The following is a 17,113-nucleotide window of genomic DNA, read 5'->3' on the forward strand; positions in this document are numbered from 1 at the left end:
AATATCAAAGTAACAAAAGACATTTTACTAAATAAGCTAGATTTAGATCCCCGACTTATTGAATAAGTCGGGGATCTATCTGGGTGTGAATTCTGATGTAGAGCGGATTACGGCTTCCACAACGCACCGAAAACCCCGAAATGGTGTCGTACTTTCAGGGTTAACACACCCCATAAATTATATAGACGTTAAAATTACGAATTACGTTAGCGAGTATTCGTACCCCTACGGGGATCTTGTTAGGCGTAGCGGATCGTAGAGAGCGTCATTACGAATTACAAATTACTTAATTTGGCTCATTCAAATAGGATAAATATGTATTTGCCCAAATCGCAGCTTGAGTGCGATCGCGCAAATTTAACCTGTTTAAAATATTTGTAACATGATTTTTCACAGTCCCCTCAGAAATGTAGAGTTGCTGGGCAATTTCTCGGTTACTAGCGCCTGTAGCAATTAACCGCAAAACCTCTTTTTCTCTAGGAGTAAGTTCAGCTAAATTAGATGGTACAGCCGATGACTGAGTTGGTGTACTATTAGAAAACTGAGTTAACAGCTTTTTAACTATACCTGGGCCTAATTGAGTATATCCTTTATAAACTGCACGAATAGCAACAGCTAATTCTTCCGAGGGCGTATCTTTTAATAAATAACCCATTGCCCCATTTTGCAAGGCTGCTGACACATATTCATCATCATCAAAAGTCGTCAGTACTAAAATTTTAGTTTTTGCAAAACGTTTTTGAATTTCTCGCGTAGCTGCAACTCCATCCATAATGGGCATTCTGATATCTAGTAATACAACATCTGGCTGAAATTTAGCAACCAAATTAATCGCCTGTTCACCATTTTCTGCTTCTCCCACTATCTCTAAATCTGGTTCTAATTCTAATAACGCTCTTAATCCTTGACGAATTAAACCTTGGTCATCTACCAACAACACTTTAATCATCATGTTAACCTTGTTAAAGGAATATTAACTGTAATTTTGCAACCAGAACCAGGAGCGCTATTAATATTAAACTCACCTCCAAGTGCTAAAGTGCGATCGCGCATACTATGAAGTCCATAACCAGTAGTATTTTGCCTTAAATCAAAACCTCTACCATTATCCTGAATTATCAATCGTAAATTTCCTCTGATCTCAGTAAGTTCTAGTTTCACTTCTGTTGCCAACGCATATTTAGATATATTTGTCAACGATTCTTGAGTAATCCGGTAAATAGCGGTGTTGATTTCAGGTGTGAGAGAAGATTCCAGATTGATTTGATAAATTGGTAAAATGCCATTGGAGCGATGAAAACTTTCTGAAAGACTAGCGATCGCACGTTCTAAAGATTGCTCTTGTAAAGGATTAAAACGCATAGTAGAAACAGATTGACGGACATCTTTTAAAGCTTTTGATCCTAATTCTTTTGCTGTTGCTAGAAATGTTTCTGCTTTACCTGGATTAGATTGCCACAATTTTAAAGCAGTTTCTAATTGTAGATTTAAAGCAGTCAGAGAATGTCCTAATGAATCATGAATTTCACGAGCAATGCGGTTACGTTCTTCCAAGGTAGCTTGATTTTCAATTTGCATGGCATATTGACGGAGTTTTTCATTAGCGATCGCTAACTTTTCTCGACTGTGCCGTTCAGATAATACTGCATTCATCATCAACAACACAAAAACTAAACTTAAGCCAAATGTTAAAGACCAATTCCAGCTAAAAAAACGAGCTCGTTCTTGTGCTTGTGGTGATGCTTGATAATTGAATAACTGGTATTTTAGCTGTGTAGTAATTAAAAATAAGGTAAATGATAAAGTTGTAATGAATAAACGTCCAGGTAACTTAAAAATTAAGCAACTGCGAGTAACTAAAATTATGTATAAAACGGGGAAAAGGCGAGCAAATCTTTCACCAAAAAGTCCAGTTGTTAAAATCAATATAATTTCAATTACTGTGTATATTACCTTAGTTATCTGGTTACTTTTGGGTAATCTTAAGCCCATTAAGGCAAAAATAATTAGACTATAAATTGACAGTTCTGGCAAGAGATTGCAAATTGATAAGTCTGGAAATATACCACAAATTGATAGTTCTGGAGGTTTGGGACCAAATCGCCGTAACGGAGGTGGTATAACTGCTGTCAATGCAGTGATTGCTAGTAGTATCCACTCCAGATAAAGCAGAGATGGAAAAGGATGTTTCTTAATTTCAATTGGACGATTCATTAGTCGCTTCATTCCAGTTATGAGTTATGAGTTATGAATTAGGAGTTAGGAGTTCAGAACTTTTGAGCGGCATCCAACGATTAGAACTTCAGCAGATGTTTAAATCTATCGCTAAATGAGCAATTAAGAGCAAGTGCAATGTCCAAAAAATTAGATAATACGCAAAATAAGGATTTATAAATTAATCATAATCAAAATCTGCATTATTCATAACTTATCAGTTCTAACTCTTAACTCCTAATTATTTATTGTCAGTCAAATTTGTTAAAATTCCATCATGACTAAAGTCATGGGTAAAACCATGACTTTCTCCTCATGTGACTACTGAAGATAAGTTCTTATGATGGTGGCATCCAACCAGGAAAAAACCACCAGACAAGTAATGAAACTCAAAGCATTATCGTTAGTCGCTGGAGCGATCGCCTTAACTTTAACTGCAACCTCCTTTACTGTTGATGCTCAAACAGCCTCTCCTTCACCCGTATTACTTGCACAAAGTCCACAAAAAGAAAGGGGCCCTTGGAAAGACTTGAATCTAACAGATGCCCAAAAAAACCAAATTCAGGCAATTCGCCGCGATAGCCGCACCAAAATGGAGGCAGTTTTCACCCCAGAACAAAAGGCCAAGTTAGAGGCAGCGAAACAAGCGCGTCGGGCTGAGTGGCAAGCGCGTAAGGCTCAGGGGCAAACAGGCCAACGGCAACCAGGTCAGCATCACGGTCGTAGAAAAGGTGATTTTGCTGACTTAAATCTGAGTGAAATACAGAAAACCCAAATCCGACAAATCCGGGAGTCTGAGAAACAACAGATTCAAGCAGTCTTAACCCCCGAACAGCGGCAAAAAATAGAGCAATTCCGTCAAAATGCCCCTTCGCGCCGTCAACAAGGCAATCCTCAATAATAATCTTTCAAAAAATAGTTAATAAGTCTGGGGCTTTGACCCAGATACTTGGTAACCAGAATTCCTATGGCACTTACCCTTGACTGATGTCCAGGCATTGTTTTCCATAGTCAAAAATTAATAGACTTCTTGCAGAAGATGAGGAAAAGGGATGAAATTTTTTCCCCTTTTCCTTTCCCTCTTTCTTCATACCAAAATAGAAAATTGGATAACCCCTAGTAAAAGTTAGGAGTTATGAGTTTTGATTAATATCAAGTCCGCTTAAATAACCGTCATTGCGAGCGTTCGAGGAGCGTCTCGTAGAGAAGGAAAGCAATCCCAAAAACCCTGTGATTGCGTCGTTTCAGTCGCAATGACATATTATAGGTGATTTGCCGGACATCATATAACTCATAACTCCTAGCTGTTTCAAAATGTCTAAAGAATTCGCTATTGGTAGTAAAGTCCGGATTGTGGCACTACCGCCCTACGTCAAAACTGCTGAACCTATGCCCATGCTGCGCCCTCCCGATGTGATTCACATTGGCGAGGAAGGTATAGTCATTGACCGCCGTCCCGGTGGATATTGGGGTATTCGCTTCGCTAAGGGAGCCTTTCTCCTAGATAGCCAATACATCGAAAGTACAGATACCCCTCCCGAATCTCACTCAGAGCGAGACTAATAGCAACCAAGAATTGTAAACTTGTGTAAAGTTGTAATTCTGGTTTGCACTATGATTTCCCGCCGTACTTTTTTAAGCATATTATTTGTCAGCTGTATTTCTGTGATCAGCTGGCTGAATTTTACCCCTGCTGCTGATGCTCTTGGTGGTAAACTTCCTGCAATTAATCAATCCGCACCAGAGTTTACTTTGCCAACCAATACAGGGGATGGCAAAATTTCCCTCTCTGACTTGCGCGGTAAGTGGTTAGTCCTCTACTTTTATCCTAAAGACTTCACCTCTGGTTGTACTATAGAGGCTCGCCGTTTTCAGCAAGACTTACCGCAATACCTCGAAAAAAACGCCCAGATTATTGGCGTAAGTGCTGATGACATTGATTCTCACGCCGAATTTTGTGATTCAGAGGGACTAAAATTCCCGCTGTTGGCTGACACTGATGGTTCAGTGAGTAAAGCTTACGGTTCGTGGCTCGGTTTCTTATCGATGCGCCACAGTTTTCTCATCGATCCTCAGGGCATCTTGCGCGAGACTTTTGTCAAAGTCAACCCAAGCATCCACAGTTCAGAAGTGCTGGCACGACTAGAAAAATTACAGTCCGCAGCTTCTTAGACGATTCGCCTCAGAGGATATTTGAAAAGTCCTCTGATGGATTTTTTCAATAAAGTGTAACTTTTGTAGGGTGTGTTCCGTTCCTAAGGCACCATTGAAGATGCTTTCGGTGTGTTACGCGATCGCTAACACACCCTACACATTTTCTACTCAGAATAAAAGGGTTTTTGACTTTTGACTAACTTACAATAAACCCATATTTTTTGAGTACAGTCTTGGCTTGACTGCCAGATAAAAACTCGATAAACTCCTTGGCTGCGGGAATATTTTTGCTGCCTTTAATTACTGCCATTGGATAGACAATCGGTGAGTGAAACTTATCGTCAGCAGCGACTACAACTTTTACTTTGTTGGAGATTTTGGCATCAGTCGCATAAACTAAACCAGCTTCGGCGTTGCCACTTTCTACTGCTGCCAAGACTTGACGTACATTGTTAGCAAAGACGAATTTGGACTTGACTCGATCATAAAGTTTCAATTTCTTTAAGACTTGCTCCCCATATTGTCCAGCAGGTACACTCCTGGGTTCACCGATCGCAATTTTTTTAATCTTACTATCTGTTAAATTGTAGAAGCTGCTGATGCCAACAACATCTTGAGGCACAATCAAGACTAGACGGTTATTTGCCAGGTTAGTACGGCTACCTGGTACCAAAAGTCCTTTTTCTTCTAAGGCATCCACTTGTTTTTTGCCAGCAGAAATAAAGACATCTGCTGGCGCACCTTGCTCAATCTGTTGCTGCAAGGCACCAGAAGCCCCAAAATTATAAGTAATGTTGACATTTGATTTAGTTTGTTGGTATATAGGCTTAATTTCTTCTAGTGTCTCTTTTAAGCTGGCGGCTGCGGACACGAGTATGCTGGTGTTTGACTGTGCTATTACAACAGAAGGAGTAACCAATGGTAAACCAATTGCCAGAAGCAAGCCTGCAACTGCTATACCCAGGAAGCCAAGAATTTGTCTTCTTTTCATAAAAAAGGTGCTTGAGAGGTTTTTTTCTAAAATTGATGCTAGATAGAATAATAATAATACCAATATTTCCCCAACTATATCAGTAAATTTATGCCTAAAAAAGACCAAGGGTGGGTCACATTCCAAACCTCAGAAGAGGAGCGGAAGATTTTGGAAGAGTTCTGCGGCCAGTCTCAGCGCACCAAGACCGAGATTCTCCGGGAACTAGTACGTGGTCTTAATCAACACTCTTCACCATCCAACTCGCAACCAACCATAAACACAGAAGAGGAAGATATCTACGCTCAACAGCCTGAGATAGAAATTAGTATTCAAAAGAAACCACTCAAAGTTAGCTCCCGCAATATTCTCAAGGGTATTGTTAAACGAGTTGTCACTGGAGCCGTTAATAGTGAGGTGACCCTGGAGATTGTTCACAAAGTTGAGTTAACTTCGATTATCACCAGAGTATCGGTAGAAGAGTTGGATTTGTCTGAGGGGAAAGAGGCTTATGCCGTTATTAAGTCCAACGATATAGTTATTGCCAGAGAATAGGCTGTGGTGATGTCTCTCAACAATTACTTTAGCGATCGCTTTGCTATTCACTCAAGAAAAACGATCAAAATTTCCTGCGCGTTTGATTCCAGATTGCTGTATAAACTTCTTAATCGATGACTGTTGAGATGTTGAATTTTTGCTATGGACGCTTGTAATAATGTTGCTCGGCTCAGGGTAAGCGTATATAAATCAATACAGTTCAGTTAAGCCTAAAACTCAACTTCTGCGTAGGTTGGGTTAATGAACGAAACCCAACACTTCCGTGACTTTGTTGGGTTTCACTTCGTTCTACCCAACCTACAATTTTCTTAAGTGAACCGTATTGGTATATAAATGATTCTTGACAAAAACCCCAGTTAATAAATTAAATACTGCACTTTGTCTTGGCACTATGATGAGTTAATGTCAAAAATGTGACAATATTACTTGATTGTACCCAAAGTATTTATAAAAAAAGACAGGGATTACCTGCCTTATATAATTAATTGATATTGTGTTCACTATGTATAACACATGATTTTGACAAACCTATTACACAATTGTGTCAAAAATGTGAATGCGCTTGCTAATAAAGACGATTGTCCTGATGAGAGAGACAAGCAGGGCGATCGCATCTAAATTAGTTTTGACCAAAACCAAGGTTAAGAACCAACCAAAAAATCAGCATTTCTCGTTTGATTTATTTTCCAAGCCTCAAAGCAATTACCTGATTTTCTGTAATCAGCGAAGTGGAATAACTCTGTTCTGCTGGCCTTTAAAGTTGAGTTAATTTTTTTTAATTTTTGGCGACTAGCGCGGCAGAAGATATGACTTGATAAAAGCCTGATAATTTTTTGCTGTCACAGATAATTATTTTATACAAAAAATTATTCTGAGATAAGATTGACAGAAGAATGACATGAAGATTAGTACGTAGTTAACTTTTAAACAGCAATTGACATTATAAACATTACTCTTAACAATGTCTGTGTTGTTGAGGAAAGCAATTTGCGGGTTACAGCTACTAGTACGTCACGGCGTAAATAGCGCAAAGTCTGAGCGGCGGTTCTTGCCGTTGGCGCAGCCCGCCGCAGGCATCAGAACTTTGCAAGACGAGTAACCATTTAAAAACTATAAAAATCCCATTCCATAATACTTTTGACTTTTGCCTTTTGACTTTTGACTTCCGCCTTGCGGTACTAGTGTTATTTACCTTTCAAACGCAAAGTAACCACCTTAGTCTTGTTCGCTGCCAGAATGATCGCGAAATAGTGCTGTGTAAATCACAACGCACCTTTTTACAAGTACGATGCAGGCAATTCGGGTATGGCAAATCTTGAATTAAAATTTACTGTCCTAAAGTAACGATGCTTGCATTTTACAAATCTCTATGCAAAAATAGGTTGCTAAAGTACTATAACCCTATCGGATTACAGTATTTAAATAAAAAATAATCGGATGCGATTTTCTTTCCTTTCATATTCAATCACTGGATTGCTGGTTTGAGACTCTGAAATTTCAGATATATAGCCAGCTAAATCTTTGCTAGTAAATAATCTGGCATTTAAGCAGAAGTATTGTGATAAATATTTCTGCGGCTTTTGCTGTTCAATTTTTAGTCAGTTATTTCACTTTTAAGGTTGAGGAGTCATGTCGATTGTTCGCTGGAATTCTAGATTTAGATTGTGCTTACTTTTTTTGGTAAATATTTCAATTATCTCAGTTATTAATCCTGCAAAAAGTCAAGCTAATATACCTGAATCTGTTGCATCTACTGTGAGTGATACCACCCTTGTTCCTGCTTCTGGGCAGTCACCTGTATTTTTTCGTGATCGCAACAATTATGTGGTTGAGAAGGTTACACCTATTTCACAATTACTCTCACCTATACCTAAACCATTACCTACTTTTAAGACTACCGATCCCACAGTCAGCAGACATCAAGTGCGATCGCCAGATGACAATACAGCAATGGAACAGGTAACTTCTGTTTCGCAGTTATCAGATGTCAAACCTACTGATTGGGCGTTTCAAGCCTTGCGATCTTTAGTGGAACGGTATGGGGTGATTGCAGGCTACCCCAATCAAACCTTTCAAGGTGATCGGGCAATGACTCGTTACGAGTTTGCCGCTGGACTAAATGCAGCGCTGGATCGAATCAATGAGTTGGTAAGTGCAGGAACTAGCGATCTGCTGAGAAAAGAAGATTTAGAAACATTGCAAAAACTCCAAAGTCAATTTGCGCCAGAACTAGCCGAACTACGGGGGAAAGTGGATTCGTTGGAAGCAAGAACAGCGACTCTGCAAGCACAGCAGTTTTCTACTACAACTAAACTTGTTGGTGAAGTTGAGACTGTGATTGGAGGAATTGTTGCAGGCAATAACGTCGTCACCAAGCAACCCGCACCTCACAATTTCATATTTCAAGACCGGGTTATTTTGCGCTTAAACACCAGTTTCACTGGTACAGATCAACTGCGGATAGCACTCACAGGAGGAAATATTACCGCTTCCGGAGGAACAAGAAGTGGAATACTTGGAACTAATGATGGCAAAACTTCTGATTACGCCAGTCCACTTTTCCCCAACAATCAATTTTTCCTCTCTGGCCTGCGCTATCGTTTTTTAGCTGGTAGTAATACTGCAATTAATGTTTTTGCTCAGTCTGATGGAGCCTTTGAACTAGGCTTGAGTGGAACCATCAACCCGTATTTTGAAGGGTCAGCAGCTAATGGGATCTCACGATATTCGCGGCGAAATATGGTCTATGACTACGGAGATACCGGAGCCGGAATTGCCATTCTCCATGACTTTAGTAAACAATTTCAATTAGGGTTGGAGTACACCTCGATTAACGGTAACAATCCTACAGAGAATAATGGCTTATTTTCAGGCAGGTATGTAGCTTTAGGACAATTACTATACAGCAGCCCCAAGAATAATTTCCGGCTGGCTTTGACTTACGCCAATACTTATAGTCCACCAAACACTACAGGTCTAAGTGGCACAAACTTCGGTCCAGTCATCGGCAGTAACTTAGCAAACAGCACCGTGGCTGGAAAAGCAACTTTAGCAAATACTTATGGTGTAGAAGCGTTTTATCGGATTAATCCATCTGTGGCATTAAATGGATGGGTAGGTTATTCCGCGCACCGTTACTTAGGGAGGGGTGATGCAGAAGTTTGGGACTGGGGTGCCGGACTATCATTTCCCGATTTATTTCACAAAGGTAGTTTGGGAGGCATTTTTGTGGGCATGGAGCCAAAGTTGACTACTCTGAGTAAGAACATCAATTTAGGAGCGGGCCTTGGTCAAGTAGACAAAGATACCTCCTTACATATTGAGGGCTTTTACCAATATCAACTCAATGATAATATTGCGATCACGCCCGGTGTAATATGGATTACTGCACCAGACTTTGATGCTGACAATCCTGATAGTGTAGTTGCTTGGCTCCGTACTACCTTCAGATTTTAACTTGAAAAACTATAGCAATCTTGAATCGTTCGTGAGAAAAAAGCTTTCCGACTTCTTAAAAAAGTCGGAAAGCTGGAGGTTGCAATTCTCACAAATCAAATAAGTAAGTCGTTTACCCCAATCCGCTTGGGTTAAGTTTTGTCGTATTCTATTTGTCCATAGTCAAGTTTGATAATTCGGTTTGCTAAATGAAAATAGCGGTCGTCGTGGCTAATCACCAGCACTGTTTTACCCCGCGATCGCAGTTCTGGGAGTAGTTTCGTATAAAATATTTCTTTGAATATTGGATCTTGATCCGCTGCCCATTCATCAAATAGATAAATTGGTCGATCTTCCAAGTAGGCTGTGAGTAAAGCTAGTCGTTTCCGTTGTCCTTGAGAAAGTGCAGTGGTGGAAAGTTGCCCATTTTCAACTTTAACTTTATGGTTTAGTTGTAGTTGTTTTAAATATGTTGCCGCTTGAGCATCTAAGTTAGAATTTTTTAATCCCAAAAGTTCTTCAAATAAATAAAAGTCGGAAAATACCACGGAAAAATGCTGGCGATACCATTCTCGGTTCTGTTCGCTAATTAACTCACTATCAAACCAAATTTCGCCGTTGTCAGGGATGTAAAGTCCAGTAATTAGTTTAGCTAATGTAGATTTACCACTACCATTACCGCCAACAATGAAGACTAATTCTTCAGGATAAAATATCAAGTCGATGGGGCCAAAGATAAAACTATTGTCTTCTTGATCTGTGTAGTAAGTGTGGGTAACATTTTTAAATTTCAAGCTGTGCCAGTCAGATTTCAGGGCAGGTGGAACAGTCGATATTTCAGTTCGACTAGCTAAAGATAAACCCAGTGACTCTATTTTTTGCAAGGCAATGCTGGCTTTGCTTAATAGAGGAAGTTTGCTGATGATGTTATCCATTGGTAACACCAAATAAGTCAAGGTCAAAATGTAGGCAGAGAGAGTTTGAGGATTGATGGTAAGCAGATGGGGCAGCGCAAACAGGACAAAACCAAGGGCAAAAAAGAATACGAGTTGACCCCAGCTTGAAGTTATGGCAAAAAGGGTTAGACCGTTAACGTTGTGATCACGAAATTCGTTAGCAGTTGATTGCAGTTTTTCTTCTAAAAAGTCTTGACGCCGCCCATAATTTAGCTTGAGTTCCTTGACTCCTTCGGTAATGGTGCGAAAATGTTTAAACAGATGATCTTCATCTTCACGAGCTAGGGCTAGCAATTTCCCGCCTCTGTTGAGTAGCCACTGACAACTAGCGATCGCTACTACTGTAACACCACAAACCATCAGCAGTACTAACCAAGAGAGCCAAGTTATATACGCTATGCCACCCAGGACGATCGCTAGATTAATAAAGATGAAAGGCAACTGATAAACAGCATTGGCAACCGCCTGAATATCTTCTGTTAAAGTTGCCAATAATCGAGGATTCCCTAAGCGTTCCAGATGACTCAACTCAGAAGCGAGAATTTGGCGACTCAAACGTATCCGTAATTGCAAAACAGCATTCTGAGAAAGGCGAATCAGCATCACTTGGGAAATGATACTGGTAATCAGTGCAACTATTGCCAGCCCCGCAAAACCCCAAGTTATGGATGTCAGCCAGGAAGTGGAACTGCTACTAGCAGCACGGCTAATTAGGGCAATCAAGCCAGCACTACTACCGCCACTCAGGAATCCGGTAGCGATCGCGATCGCTACCATCCCCCAAGAAGAACGCAAAAGAAAGTAAATTAAATTCATAACAAACGCTCATACCCCCATGACGCCAGTTGCTACCCTACGGGTTCTCCAAAGGAGTACAAGTTGGGCATTGCCCGAACGCCAACTAGATAAGGGAAACCCGTCTACTCCTAAGGGAGACACATTCGCGTTCAGTAGTGGTTCCCCAATGCCCCATTTCCATCACACTAGCTTGTAAACCAATTCAGTTTGCGCTTTTAGGAGAGATTTTATATTTTACAGTTAAAAACTTCTGAAATATCACGGTAAGCTAGTTGCAATTACAACTGATTCTGCCAGTAGATTGTCAAGTTAGCTGCTCAGTTTTCCGGGGTGAAATTTGCGATGACTGTGAATATGAAGTCTTTGGATCAACAAATTAATGTCGCGGCCGATTCTAAAACCGCTCCTGTTACTCAAGGAACCCGCTACGTTCCTTTGCACCATCGACGCATTCTGTGTATCTTTCCTAAATACAGCCGCTCTTTTGGTACTTTTCATCACGCCTACCCACTTATGGGTAATGTCCGGGCTTTTATGCCACCCCAAGGTATTTTAATTGTGGCTGCCTACTTACCCAAAGAATGGGAAGTAAAGTTTATTGATGAGAATGTCAAATCAGCAACTAGGGCTGATTACCAATGGGCTGATGTGGTGATTGTCAGTGGAATGCATATCCAGAAACCACAGATTAATCAAATTAATGAACTTGCCCATCGAGCTGGCAAAATCACAGTTGTGGGTGGCCCCTCGGTATCTGGATGTCCAGAATATTATCCTGAGTTTGACATTTTAAGTTTGGGTGAATTGGGAGATGCGAACGATCGCATGATCGAATATCTTGACCAAAACCTGGAACGTCCCCAAGCGCAAATTCGCTTTGAAACTAAGGAACGTTTGCCCCTAACAGAGTTTCCTACTCCAGCTTATCATTTGCTGAATATCAATGATTATTTCCTGGCAAATGTCCAGTTTTCCAGTGGTTGCCCTTATCGCTGCGAGTTTTGTGATATTCCAGAACTCTACGGCAACAGTCCCCGGATGAAAACACCAGAGCAAGTAGTTGCGGAGCTAGATGCAATGCGACAATCTGGGAATTTGGGGGCAGTGTATTTTGTCGATGATAACTTTGTTGGCGATCGCCGCGCCGCCATGAAGTTGCTTCCTCACCTGATTGACTGGCAAAAACGCAATGGCTATCCCATCCAGTTTGCCTGTGAAGCAACGCTCAACCTAGCTCAAAGTCCAAAATTGCTAGAGATGATGCGCGAAGCCTATTTCTGCACAGTCTTTTGCGGTATTGAAACACCTGAACCAAATGCTCTCCATGCTATTTCCAAAGACCAAAATCTAAGTCTACCGATTTTAAAAGCGATTCAGATTTTAAATAGCTATGGCATGGAAGTAGTATCAGGAATCATCATCGGGTTAGATACAGATACACCAGAAACAGCAGACCGAATTATCGAATTTATGCGGGCATCCCAAATTCCGATGTTGACAATTAACCTCCTTCATGCATTACCGAGAACTCCTTTATGGCGGAGGTTAGAAGCAGAAGGACGAATTGTCTTTGATGAAAGCCGGGAATCAAATGTTGAATTTTTGATGCCCTACGAGCAAGTTATTGAGATGTGGCGGCGCTGCATTACAACAGCTTATGAGCCAGAATTTTTATATCAGCGGTTCGCCTATAATATGGAACACACCTACCCAAACCGCATCAAAGTACCAAACAGCCCAGCTCGCACTTCTGGGGCTAATATTCGCAAAGGTTTAACTTATTTAGGGAATATTTTGCTGCGGATAGGCATATTTAGTAACTATCGTCAGACTTTTTGGAAAATGGCCAAGCCAGCCCTGAAAGCGGGTGATATTGAAAATTTGATTCACGTTGGACTTGTGGGACACCATCTGATTAAGTTTGCTCAAGATTGTGCCAAAAATGAAGAATCAGCTTCCTTTTATTCTCAAAAAATCCTTACCAAAGTTCGTAGTTAACTGTCAAGATTACGTACTACCCATCAGTTGCTGCAAGTGCTACATCTAAATTTGATAGCTCACGCATAATACAGAGTTGGAGTTTGCTGCAAATAGGGCTGAGGTTTTGTTTAAATATTTTTAGGACTTACGCAAAAAATCTCTCAAACTCTTATTCTTCCCCTCCGTGTCACGCCAGTTGCTTCAAGTCGGGAAACCCGCCCAACGCACTGGCTTCTCTGCGTCCTCTGTGGTTCGATTTTCCGTTGCTTGTGCGTAAGTCCTAATTTTGGAAAAAATAGACTATCAAAGCTAGCTAAAAGTCCTATTTCACCATTGCTATGTGACTGTCACTACTTATTAGTACAGCATTTCATTAATTCGTAGTGAATTAAATTTGGCAATGGCAATGTCTCCCTGTGCAATGGCAATGTCTCCCTGTGCAATGGCAATGCATCCCTGTGCAATGGCAATGCATCCCTGTGCAATGGCAATGTCTCCCTCTGCAATGGCAATATCTCCCTCTGCAATGGCAATGTCTCCCTCTGCAATGGCAATGTCTCCCTCTGCAATGGCAATGCGTCTCTGTGCATTTAAAAACGATACAATTTTATGCAAACCTGTACTTAGTCCCTTAAAATCTGAGGTTTGCCAGAGGTAGAAGTAAAGCACAGTCTATCCGACTAAATGAGGGCTAAAAATATATCCAAAACTCCATAAAAGTAACCTTAAAGACACAGCAGTGATATTTCCTGGGAAAGACGTAACTACACTGCTGCCTCCCTAAGATTATAAGAATTGAAAGCCTACAGTCCACGCAGACGGTCTGGTAATGAGACAGAAGCTTGCCAAGATTTACGAGCGTGGAGCAGTTATATAGGAGTTTGAACGAACGGTTATGAACAGTTCTTTGACCCGACCCCTTGCTGTCGTGACGGGTGCCTCAAACGGTATTGGCTACGAACTTGCCAAACAGTTTGCCCAAAACGGCTTTGACCTTTTAGTCACAGCCACCGGATCGAGTATCAATGAAGCTGCTCAAGCTTTCAAAGATTTAGGTGCTCAGGTTGAGACGGTGCAGGCTGATCTGGCTAACTATGACGGTGTTGAGACGCTCTACAACCAGATTAAAGCGACTGGCCGACCAGTGGATGCGATCGCGATTAACGCGGGTGTCGGTGTCGGTGGTGAGTTCGCTCGTGAAACCGACCTGAAGGAAGAACTAAATCTGATTAATTTGAACGTTGTGTCATCTGTACATCTTGCCAAACGGGTGGTGAAAGATATGGTTGAGCTTGGCAAGGGTCGAATCCTTTTCACATCGTCGATAGCCGCCTTGATGCCTGGCCCGTTCGAGATAGTCTACGCCGCCTCTAAGGCATTTGTGCATTCTTTTTCAAAGGGGCTACGTAGTGAATTGAAGGATACGGGTGTTACCGTCACCGCGCTCATGCCCGGGCCGACTGATACTAACTTCTTCCAGCGTGCGGATATGGACGACACCAAGGTAAGCGCGGCTAAAAAGGACGATCCAGCTGAGGTCGCCAAGCAGGGTTTCGACGCCTTGATGGCAGGTAAGGATGAGATCATCGCAGGTTCACTGAAGACGAAGCTTCAGGGCACTGTGAGCAAGGTCTTACCTGATACCGTAAGTGCTGAACTGCATCGCAAGCTCACTGAGCCTAAATCAGGCAACTAGTAATTTACGCGTAATCAATGGAATATGCTCAGTTGGCACTGTTTTGAAATGGAGAGCGTTGGCGCAGCCCGCCGTAGGCATCGCTTGGGCTAAGGGACTTCCAAGAAATAAATTATCCAAATAAACGAACCACAGAGACACAGAGAACACAGAGAGAGGAGAAATAGAGAGGGTTTTTGCGTCAGTTTTGGGACATTTTTCTATTTGGAAGTCCCTAACGGCATCAACAAAGTTAATCGCGCAGTCGGCAATCTCACACATTTAGGCTGGTTCTGAGGAATCAGAGTCGTAACGGAGGATTCATGCAAATTCATCATCTCAATTGCGGCTGCATGTGCCCGATTGGTGGGGCTTTCTTCGATGGCTTCAGTCGGGGCCCAACAGCTCATCTCGTCTGCCACTGTTTGCTTGTGGAGACAGAGCAGGGACTTGTTCTGATTGATACTGGCTTCGGACTGCGCGATATCAAGTCCCCTTACTCCCGCCTCAGTCCGTTCTTCATTCATTTCAATGGCATCCAGTTTGATAAAAAATACACCGCACTCGATCAAGTTGAGCGGCTGGGATTTTCCGCGCCAGATGTGCGTCATATTGTGCTTACTCACCTCGATTTCGATCATGCTGGTGGTCTAGAAGATTTCCCAGAAGCAACCGTGCATGTAATGCAGACAGAAATTGAAACCGCGCAGAATCGGCGCGGCTTCATCGCCAAAAGGCGCTATCGTCCAGAACAGTGGGACGAGGTTAAGCACTGGAAGTATTATTCGGCGGGAGGCGAACCTTGGTTCGGCTTTGAAGCAGTACGTGACCTCGACGGACTACCGCCGGAGATTCTCTTTATCCCGCTTGTTGGTCACACGCGGGGTCATGCTGGTATCGCCATTGATACACCAGAGGGTTGGCTTCTACATGCAGGTGACGCCTACTTTTATCGGCACGAGATGGACTCATCCAAAAGACGCTGTACGCCAGGTTTGCGTGCCTACCAATGGATGATGGAGGTGGATCGCCAGGCTCGGTTGCTCAATCAAGATCGGCTACACGCGTTATCGAGCGATCGCAATAAGGGCGTGCGCCTCTTCTGTAGTCACGATGCTGTCGAGTTCAAAGCGTTCGCTGACCAATCTAGCGGATCTCAAAACTAGAAATTTAATCATTTGTCCAAACCAGAACTGATTCATGCTGCTGACCTTCAGGCAAATCCTAGCCCTATTTAGGAGATATTACTCATGGTTATTCAGTTACAAAAGTTGCCTACAAATGAGTTGCTAGGCACACTGGAACCAGTTACTCACTTCGACGGTGCAATGCCAACCGGTGTAACGGTATCCCATCAAGGGCGGATCTTCGTCAATTTTCCCAAGTGGGGCGATGAGGTGGCATTCACAGTGGCTGAGATCCGGGAAGGTCGCCCTGTGGCTTATCCAGATGAGGCGATCAATCGCACCAACCCAAACGACCTCGCGACAACACTTGTATCTGTACAAAGTGTCGTTGTCGATCCCGTTGATCGCTTGTGGATTCTCGACACTGGCAGTCCAATGTTCCAGCCAACGCAGTATGGCGGCCCAAAACTGGTTTGTGTGGATTTGGCAAGCGATCGTGTCATCAAGACAATTCTCTTCCCCCAGGATGTTGCTCTGCCAACAACTTATCTAAACGATATCCGCTTTGACCTGCGGCGTGGTGCCGAGGGTGTAGCATTCATCACAGATTCGTCTGACCAAGGGGCGAACGGAATTATTGTAGTAGATTTGGCATCGGGCGAGAGTTGGCGAAAGCTTCACGATCACCCTTCAACCAAGGCACAGGAGCCGACGAGCTTTCTGCCAATCGTCGAAGGTCGTCCGTTTATGGAGCGTCAGCCGGATGGCAAAACCAAGCCCCTCAAAATGGGGGCAGATGGGATTGCCATTAGCGCTGATGGCTCACGCCTCTACTACTGCCCACTCGCCAGCCGACGGCTCTACAGCGTTGCCACCGACGCACTAGTGGATCGCTCAATAGATGATAGCGCCGTTGCAGCAACCGTAACTGATGAGGGAGACAAAGGCGGGGGTGCAGACGGACTCGAATCGGATGCGGCAGGATATATTTACGCGACAAATTACGAACACCAGGCAATCCTCCGCCGCCGTTCCGGTGGAGAGTGGGAAACGGTAGTCCATGATCCGCATCTTATGTGGACAGATACACTCTCGGTTGCAGCAGATGGGTATCTTTACGTTACTGCAAACCAGTTGCATCGTCAGGCGAAATACCAAAAAGGAAAAGACCTGCGTCAGAAGCCCTATACCCTATTCCGCATCCGCATTGACGCTCAACCAGTTTTGCTGCGGTGAACACGGCTCG

The 17,113-nt window shown here is 42.6% G+C and carries 14 protein-coding genes; 9 read left to right on the top strand and 5 right to left on the bottom strand.

All coding sequences use genetic code 11. The features are described from left to right. Positions 1–286: 286 nt before the first annotated feature. Together V7K40_RS23230 and V7K40_RS23235 are read right to left on the bottom strand one after the other, a co-directional pair. Positions 287–949 carry a response regulator transcription factor gene (locus V7K40_RS23230; RefSeq protein ID WP_334964115.1) on the bottom strand — a complete coding sequence of 221 codons (663 nt, stop codon included), beginning with the start codon at positions 947–949 and terminating at the stop codon, positions 287–289. After that, positions 949–2,214 carry a sensor histidine kinase gene (locus tag V7K40_RS23235; protein WP_334963867.1) on the bottom strand — a complete coding sequence of 422 codons (1,266 nt, stop codon included), beginning with the start codon at positions 2,212–2,214 and terminating at the stop codon, positions 949–951. The genes V7K40_RS23230 and V7K40_RS23235 overlap by 1 nt, the downstream gene beginning before the upstream one ends. Before the next feature lie 382 nt (positions 2,215–2,596). Between V7K40_RS23235 and V7K40_RS23240 the strand changes: the two genes are divergently transcribed. From V7K40_RS23240 to V7K40_RS23250, 3 genes are all read left to right on the top strand, one after another. Further along, on the top strand, positions 2,597–3,115 hold the full coding sequence (locus tag V7K40_RS23240) for a P pilus assembly/Cpx signaling pathway, periplasmic inhibitor/zinc-resistance associated protein (protein WP_334964117.1): 519 nt from the start codon (positions 2,597–2,599) through the stop codon (positions 3,113–3,115). A gap of 413 nt (positions 3,116–3,528) precedes the next feature. Then, on the top strand, positions 3,529–3,777 hold the full coding sequence (locus tag V7K40_RS23245; protein ID WP_334963869.1) for a DUF3148 domain-containing protein: 249 nt from the start codon (positions 3,529–3,531) through the stop codon (positions 3,775–3,777). 51 nt (positions 3,778–3,828) lie between these two features. Continuing rightward, positions 3,829–4,386 carry a peroxiredoxin gene (locus V7K40_RS23250; protein ID WP_334963871.1) on the top strand — a complete coding sequence of 186 codons (558 nt, stop codon included), beginning with the start codon at positions 3,829–3,831 and terminating at the stop codon, positions 4,384–4,386. A gap of 178 nt (positions 4,387–4,564) precedes the next feature. On the opposite strand, the gene modA is transcribed toward V7K40_RS23250, so the two are convergent. Further along, a complete protein-coding gene (gene modA, locus V7K40_RS23255) occupies positions 4,565–5,359 on the bottom strand; it encodes a molybdate ABC transporter substrate-binding protein (protein WP_334963873.1) in 795 nt (264 codons plus the stop codon). A 90-nt stretch (positions 5,360–5,449) separates the two neighbouring features. Here modA and V7K40_RS23260 point away from each other — a divergent pair, with 90 nt between their 5' ends. Beyond that, positions 5,450–5,893 (top strand): molybdopterin-binding protein, encoded by a 444-nt coding sequence (locus tag V7K40_RS23260; RefSeq protein ID WP_334963875.1) that lies wholly within the window; start codon positions 5,450–5,452, stop codon positions 5,891–5,893. Between the two features lie 1,632 nt (positions 5,894–7,525). Continuing rightward, positions 7,526–9,352, top strand: a complete 1,827-nt coding sequence (locus V7K40_RS23265; protein WP_334963877.1) for an iron uptake porin — start codon at positions 7,526–7,528, stop codon at positions 9,350–9,352. A gap of 131 nt (positions 9,353–9,483) precedes the next feature. Here V7K40_RS23265 and V7K40_RS23270 read toward each other — a convergent pair whose 3' ends face one another. Then, positions 9,484–11,103, bottom strand: coding sequence for a cyclic peptide export ABC transporter (locus V7K40_RS23270; protein WP_334963879.1), 1,620 nt, complete (start codon positions 11,101–11,103; stop codon positions 9,484–9,486). Between the two features lie 324 nt (positions 11,104–11,427). Here V7K40_RS23270 and V7K40_RS23275 point away from each other — a divergent pair, with 324 nt between their 5' ends. Then, the gene (locus V7K40_RS23275) at positions 11,428–13,083 is read left to right on the top strand and encodes a B12-binding domain-containing radical SAM protein (RefSeq protein ID WP_334963881.1); all 1,656 of its coding nucleotides are present in this window, start codon (positions 11,428–11,430) and stop codon (positions 13,081–13,083) included. 339 nt (positions 13,084–13,422) lie between these two features. On the opposite strand, the gene V7K40_RS23280 is transcribed toward V7K40_RS23275, so the two are convergent. Next, a complete protein-coding gene (locus V7K40_RS23280) occupies positions 13,423–13,734 on the bottom strand; it encodes a hypothetical protein (protein WP_334963883.1) in 312 nt (103 codons plus the stop codon). 226 nt (positions 13,735–13,960) lie between these two features. Between V7K40_RS23280 and V7K40_RS23285 the strand changes: the two genes are divergently transcribed. The 3 genes from V7K40_RS23285 (at position 13,961) to V7K40_RS23295 (ending at position 17,103) form a co-directional block, all read left to right on the top strand. After that, the gene (locus V7K40_RS23285) at positions 13,961–14,761 is read left to right on the top strand and encodes an SDR family NAD(P)-dependent oxidoreductase (RefSeq protein ID WP_334963885.1); all 801 of its coding nucleotides are present in this window, start codon (positions 13,961–13,963) and stop codon (positions 14,759–14,761) included. A 302-nt stretch (positions 14,762–15,063) separates the two neighbouring features. Beyond that, positions 15,064–15,906, top strand: coding sequence for an MBL fold metallo-hydrolase (locus tag V7K40_RS23290; protein ID WP_334963887.1), 843 nt, complete (start codon positions 15,064–15,066; stop codon positions 15,904–15,906). Between the two features lie 84 nt (positions 15,907–15,990). After that, complete coding sequence (locus V7K40_RS23295) at positions 15,991–17,103, top strand: L-dopachrome tautomerase-related protein (protein ID WP_334963889.1); 1,113 nt, start codon at positions 15,991–15,993, stop codon at positions 17,101–17,103. Positions 17,104–17,113: the final 10 nt, after the last annotated feature.

Origin of the sequence: Nostoc sp. (assembly GCF_036917195.1) — a bacterium.
GTDB lineage: Bacteria > Cyanobacteriota > Cyanobacteriia > Cyanobacteriales > Nostocaceae > Nostoc.